Annotated in this window: 5 protein-coding genes; 1 reads left to right on the plus strand and 4 read right to left on the minus strand. The window is 40.4% G+C overall.

Features of this window, described 5'->3' with window-relative positions:
* Positions 1–131: 131 nt before the first annotated feature.
* The 3 genes from dusB to QZ334_RS06145 all read right to left on the minus strand — a co-directional run bounded on the left by dusB (position 132) and on the right by QZ334_RS06145 (position 2,964).
* The gene (gene dusB, locus QZ334_RS06135; RefSeq protein ID WP_295232814.1) at positions 132–1,118 is read right to left on the minus strand and encodes a tRNA dihydrouridine synthase DusB; all 987 of its coding nucleotides are present in this window, start codon (positions 1,116–1,118) and stop codon (positions 132–134) included.
* Positions 1,119–1,212: 94 nt separating this feature from the next.
* Positions 1,213–1,980 carry a type III pantothenate kinase gene (locus QZ334_RS06140; RefSeq protein WP_227721002.1) on the minus strand — a complete coding sequence of 256 codons (768 nt, stop codon included), beginning with the start codon at positions 1,978–1,980 and terminating at the stop codon, positions 1,213–1,215.
* Positions 1,981–1,989: 9 nt separating this feature from the next.
* Positions 1,990–2,964 carry a biotin--[acetyl-CoA-carboxylase] ligase gene (locus tag QZ334_RS06145; protein WP_227721003.1) on the minus strand — a complete coding sequence of 325 codons (975 nt, stop codon included), beginning with the start codon at positions 2,962–2,964 and terminating at the stop codon, positions 1,990–1,992.
* A 171-nt stretch (positions 2,965–3,135) separates the two neighbouring features.
* Here QZ334_RS06145 and QZ334_RS06150 point away from each other — a divergent pair, with 171 nt between their 5' ends.
* Positions 3,136–4,479 carry a threonine/serine ThrE exporter family protein gene (locus QZ334_RS06150; protein ID WP_295232821.1) on the plus strand — a complete coding sequence of 448 codons (1,344 nt, stop codon included), beginning with the start codon at positions 3,136–3,138 and terminating at the stop codon, positions 4,477–4,479.
* A gap of 51 nt (positions 4,480–4,530) precedes the next feature.
* Here QZ334_RS06150 and ftsH read toward each other — a convergent pair whose 3' ends face one another.
* Positions 4,531–6,459, minus strand: a complete 1,929-nt coding sequence (gene ftsH / locus QZ334_RS06155) for an ATP-dependent zinc metalloprotease FtsH (protein WP_295232824.1) — start codon at positions 6,457–6,459, stop codon at positions 4,531–4,533.
* Positions 6,460–6,540 lie beyond the last annotated feature (81 nt).

Genomic DNA, 6,540 nt, shown 5'->3' on the forward strand with positions numbered 1-6,540 from the left:
GCCATGGGTACCCCACTCTTTCTACATATAAATAAAATAAGAAAAAAGTGCCATAGTAAGATGACACCTTATCTTTTATTTCTAAATTATCTCAACCATTATATAAAAATACTGTACATTTGTCAATCTGACTACATTTCAGACAGTATTTTACGATATGATTCTAGCTCATTATGAAAGCTTGTTACGGTATGAATTGTATTCACACGATTGCGCCAATATGCAGATTCAGGGAGTCCCTTCATATACCAGCCTGCATGAGTTCGTATTTCCTTAACGGCCATACTCTCCCCCTTATATTGACACAATAGATCAAAATGCTTTAACAACATATCGAGACGTTCAATATCAGTTGGCGCCGGTAACACTTCACCGGTCTCTAAATAATGGTGAATGCGACCGAAGATCCAAGGATTCCCCTGTGCACCACGCCCTACCATTACAGCATCACATCCCGTTTCATCGAGCATGCGCTTCGCATCCTCTGGTTCCACGATATCACCATTGCCAATTACAGGTACAGACACAGCCTCCTTTACAGCCTTAATATAGGACCAGTCCGCATGGCCACTGTACATTTGTTCCTTTGTACGACCATGTACAGCAATAGCTGCGACCCCTGTAGATTCTATGCGCTTTGCAAAGTCTACTACATTGATGGATTCACTATCCCAACCGATACGCATTTTCACAGTAACAGGTACATCGACAGCCTTAACTGCCGCCTCTGCTACGCGTGCCGCCAAATCAGGATTTTTCATAAGTGCAGAGCCATCCCCTGAGGAAACAACTTTTTTAACAGGACAACCCATATTGATATCTACAATATCTGCACCCGCATCAGCTACAACCTTTGCACCGATGGCAATCGCCTCTGGATTAGAACCGAAGATTTGCATAGAAACAGGACGTTCTACATCTTCAAGGCGCAACAATTCATGAGTGCGCTCATTTTTATATTTAATGCCCATAGCACTTACCATTTCGGTACATACCAAGGCAGCGCCATATTCTTTGGCCAGTAAACGATAGGCAATATCGCTAACCCCGGCCATTGGCGCTAATATGGCTTGACCATCAATTTTGACGGATCCTATTTGCCATTGTTTATTGTTCATATAATTCTATATCCCCTAACAAAAAGGGTACAGCATAAGCTGTACCCGAATGTACACTACTTTGTTACCTATACGTAACTATATTATAGTAGCATTATTTATTTCTTTCGTAAATAAGGCGTAAGCCTTCTAATGTAAGCATAGGCTCTACATGGTCAATGCAGTCTGTAGCGCTGCTGATAAGCTGTGCTAAACCACCTGTAGCCACAACGGTTACTTGTCCGCCCATTTCAGCTTTCATACGAGATACTAGACCTTCTACTTGGCCTACGTAACCATAAAACATACCAGATTGCATAGAAGATACGGTGTTGCGACAAATCACTTGACCAGGATCTCTGACATCGATACGTGGCAATTTAGCAGCTCGTTGGAATAAAGCCTCCGCAGAAATTGTAACACCTGGAGTAATTACACCGCCCATATAATCGCCATTACCTTGAACTGCACAATAGGTTGTAGCCGTACCAAAGTCGATAATGATTAAATCACCTTTATATTGTTCATGTGCAGCCACAGCATTTACGATACGGTCAGCCCCTACTTCACGAGGATTATCATACTTAATAGCGATACCAGTCTTAGTACCAGGTCCAACAATGAGAGGATTTACATTAAAATAACGTAAACATACCCGTTCTAATGTAGGCATCAACGGTGGCACAACTGAGGAAATGATAATATCTTTAATATCTTTCACATCAACCTTGCGATCATGGAAGAATAAATTCATCATCAACATGCCATATTCATCGGTGGTCCGAACGCGATCCGTGGAAATACGCCAGTGACCTACAAGCTCTGTCTTGTCGTATACACCGAGAACAATATTGGTGTTCCCCACATCAATTACTAATAACATGAATGCCTCCTATTTGCGCGGACGAATTGACACGTCCCCTGCCACAATACGTTTAACTGTCCCATCAGGGATTCTTACTAATAAGTTACCATCTTCATCAATATCTGTAGCTACCCCTTCATAGGTATTTCCTGGTGCTCTCACTTCAATTTCCTCACCAAGAGTTACCGATAATTGGCGCCATTCATTTAATGTTTCCTCAAAGCCACTATCGAGGACTTCATAATATTGATGTTCTAAGGATTCCAAAATAATTTTAAAAGCTTCTGTCCGTTCAATATCAATGCCTTCCATTGTTAATGACGTAGCGATTAACTTCAATTCTTCTGGAAGTTCTTCTTGTTTAGTCTTTACATTGACACCTATGCCCATAACAATATAGGAAATTTCCTCCATAGAGCCGGACATTTCTGTCAAAATACCAACTAATTTACGACCATTTACAAGGATATCATTTGGCCATTTAATACCTGCATCTGTAAGGCCCATTTTATGAAATGCCTTTGTTAATGCCACGGCAGCCATCAATGTACACTTCGGTGCTTCTACTGGTGCAAAGTCAGGGCGTAAAATGAGACTAAACCATAGACCTTTTCCGAATGGAGAATACCATCCACGAGATAAACGACCGCGGCCAGCAGCCTGTTCCTCTGTAACAACAACAGTGCCTTCTTCTGCACCTTGTTGTGCTAAACGACGAGCTTCTAGGTTTGTAGATTCGGTAGTGTCCATATAGACATACCGTTTGCCAAATACATCTGTTTTTAAGATTTGCTTCATTGCTAATGGACTCAACAAATCAGGTTCCTCCAATAATCGATACCCCCTCTTGGTATAAGATTCTATTTTGTAGCCTTTTTGACGTAATGCTTTGATATGCTTCCAAATAGCTGTGCGCGAAACATGACACGCTTCTGACATATCTTGTCCCGATACGAAACTACCTTGGTTTTGTCTCAAGAATTCTAATACTTCATCACGCATAGTTTAGAGCCCCTTTCTTTGTCAACCTAGGTTTACAATTCGATTGTACAAGTGTACCCTATAAAATGCAAGGATTATTTAAAATAATTAATGGTATAATACATGTAGTATTAAGTTATACCTTATGTAAAAGATAACAATAGTATGGTCTATCATTATCTGGGGAGATATATGCAACAATTTACATTAGAAGAAAAAAATGAAGTTCTAGAGAACCCATTTATCCATATTCACAGAAAACTTGATGTTCTATTAAACATAGGCAAGTTACTTATGGAATGTGGTGCTGATACAAATCGGATCATTGAGGAGATGTTAAAAGCTGCCACATTTATGGGTATTCCTCATAATTACTTAAACATTCATATTTCATATACCACCATCATGGTAAATCTATTACACAAAGAACGGTCCATAACAGTTTTTAGAAAAACACCAGTTCATGTTCCCAATATGGCCATGATCAATGCCGTATCTAAACTCACATGGCGCGCCTTCGAACGACATTACTCGCTCACAACCTATGAACAACTCATTTCAAAATTAGATTCTACCATTCCTGTATATCCTGATTGGGTTAAGGGTATTGCATGTGCCCTAGGTTCTGCAGGCCTCGCCTTTCTATATAGTGGTGATATGATAGCTTTTATAGTAACAATTATTTGCTCTCTCATTGGCTATTTTACACGCATTCTAGCCGTACGCTTTGGTTGCAATGAATATGTGGGTATTGCATTAGGTGGATTTGCCGCTATGGTTTCCGCCTACGGTTTCTATTCACATATTGAACAAGACTCTTTAGTTTATGTTCTCGTATGTTGTACCCTATTTATGATTCCAGGGGTACCTCTTATCAATGCTGTTATCGATACAATCAACAACCATATCCTATCAGGCATTACGCGAGCCATTAGAACAATTCTCATCGTAGGTAGTATGACCTTAGGTATGGCCATGGCCTTATACTTTAGTCCAATGCCGGCCTTTAGTTTTGTAGACATTAAACCTCATGTACTATCTATTGAGCAGATTATAGGTTCTTTTATGGCCGCCGCCTCATTCGCTGTTTTATTTAATGCGCCTGTACGCCTCTTGCTCTCAATCGGTATCGGCGGTGTATTATGTGTATTTATTCGTAATTTACTAGCTGTTGAATTAGGTTTCTCTATTGCTGGGGCCACCTTTGTAGGGGCCGCTGTTATGAGTATTATTTATGTAAAAGTTTCTACCTGGCTAAAAACATCTAGTACGATTATTATCGTTCCGTCTGCTATCGCATTAATGCCAGGGATTCTATATTATCGTTTTCTTTTCGATATTCTTCACATCAATGCACTCAATGAATCCGGCCTTGTTTATATGGTACAAAATGGTGTAACAGGTATTTTAACCATCGTTGGCATCGCTGTCGGTGTGGCCATACCAAATGTATTAGCACAGAAATACTTAAAATCACTTAAGGAACGTCGCATACAAGAATATTTAGCAACCCGTCACATCAACGATGGACAATAAAAAAGAGCTGGTCTCCAAGGAGATCAGCTCTTTTTATTTGGACAGTTTCCATTATTTAATTTCGTTAGAAGGTGTTTCACTAGGAGCTTCCACTGTAGAAGTGTGCTCATTAGCGTCAACAACCTCTGGTACTACAATACCTGCTGCTTCTAACGTAGCTTTAGGTTCCTCTATTTCAGGAGCTTTTGTTGTACCATATTTGTAAAGATTATCTACCGCTTTTGCATCGATTGTTTCTTCCTCTAATAGAGCATTTGCCATATCATGTAAGAATTTTTCGTTATCGCTAAGAAGTTTTGTTACATCTTTATAAGCATCTTCAACGATACGATGAATTTCAGTATCGATTTTTGCAGCAATTTCTTCACTGTAGTTGCGTTCATGGCCAAGGTTTTTACCCAAGAATACTTGTTCTTGTTGTTCACCAAATACGATAGGACCAAGCTCATCGCTCATGCCCCAACGCGTTACCATGGCACGCGCTGTATTCGTTACACTTTGAAGGTCACCAGAAGCACCTGTACTGATTTCATCCAAAATCAAAGCCTCTGCCACACGACCGCCAAGGGCTACGCGAATATCCGCTAATAATTGAGATTTTGTTTTGTAGTTTTGTTCCTCTGTAGGAAGCATCATAGTGTAACCACCTGCTGCACCACGAGGAATGATTGTTACCTTATGAACAGGATCTGCATGAGGCAACAAATGTGCCACAATAGCATGACCAGATTCATGGTACGCTGTTAACTTGCGATCCTTATCACTCACAATGTGACTGCGGCGTTCAGGACCCATGCTAACCTTTTCACTAGCTTCTTCAACTTCAGCCATAGTGATTACTTTTTTGTTAAGACGAGCCGCTAATAAAGCCGCTTCATTTAACAAGTTACTTAAGTCGGCACCAGTAAAGCCTGGTGTTTTCTTCGCAATTGTTTTCAAGTCTACATCGTCAGCCAACGGCTTGTTACGAGCGTGAACTTTTAAGATTGCTTCACGACCGCGTAAGTCTGGACGACCTACGATAACTTGACGGTCAAAACGACCTGGACGCAAGAGCGCTGGGTCAAGAATATCTGGGCGGTTTGTAGCTGCGATAGTAATAATACCTTCGTTAGCACCGAAGCCATCCATTTCAACGAGCAATTGGTTCAATGTTTGTTCACGTTCATCGTGACCACCACCAAGACCTGCGCCACGTTGGCGACCAACCGCATCAATTTCGTCGATGAAGATAATACATGGCGCATTCTTTTTCGCTTGTGTGAAAAGATCACGTACACGAGATGCACCAACACCTACGAACATTTCTACGAAGTCAGAACCAGAAATCGTAAAGAATGGTACGCCTGCTTCACCAGCAACAGCTTTAGCAAGCAATGTTTTACCAGTACCTGGAGGTCCCGCTAACAATACACCTTTCGGAATTTTAGCACCGATAGCTGTAAATTTGCCTGGGTCCTTCAAAAATTCTACTACTTCTTCTAATTCTTGTTTTGCTTCTTCCGCACCTGCTACATCTTTGAAGCTAACCTTAACATTACCTTCACCCATCAATTTAGCACGGCTTTTACCAAAGTTCATCACTCGGCCACCGCCACCTTGTGTTTGTTGCATAATGAAGAAGAACAACACTACCAAGATGATAATAGGAATAGCAGAACCTAAAAGGCTCATCCACCAAGCTGGTTGCTCAGGTGGCGCTGCTGTAATTTCAACGCCATTATCTTGTAATGTTTTAATTAATGTTTCATCAGTTGGCGCATAAGAATTGAATTCTGTTCCATTTTTTAGTTTACCTTTAATACCATGATCATTGGTAATCGTTACGGACTCAACCTTTTTCTGTTGTACTTGTTGAATAAATCCTGTGTAGCTTAATTCAGATTTATTCGCACTTTGACCAGAGAAAGCGTCAATGGCGATAACGAAAGCGGCAATGATAAGTAAATAAAGGACGATATTTTTTGTAAATCGACCCAAAAGATTACCCCTTTCAATAATAATTTTTAGTTGTATAAACGAATTGAGTACATCTCAATGAGAGATGCACTCATATATTAT

This window comes from Veillonella sp., from assembly GCF_019414865.1.
Lineage (GTDB): Bacteria > Bacillota > Negativicutes > Veillonellales > Veillonellaceae > Veillonella.

Coding starts and splice junctions, on each gene's coding strand:
- dusB (WP_295232814.1), bottom strand. CDS start 1,118: ATGAACAATAAACAATGGCAAATAGGATCCGTCAAAATTGATGGTCAA.
- QZ334_RS06140 (WP_227721002.1), bottom strand. CDS start 1,980: ATGTTATTAGTAATTGATGTGGGGAACACCAATATTGTTCTCGGTGTA.
- QZ334_RS06145 (WP_227721003.1), bottom strand. CDS start 2,964: ATGCGTGATGAAGTATTAGAATTCTTGAGACAAAACCAAGGTAGTTTC.
- QZ334_RS06150 (WP_295232821.1), top strand. CDS start 3,136: ATGCAACAATTTACATTAGAAGAAAAAAATGAAGTTCTAGAGAACCCA.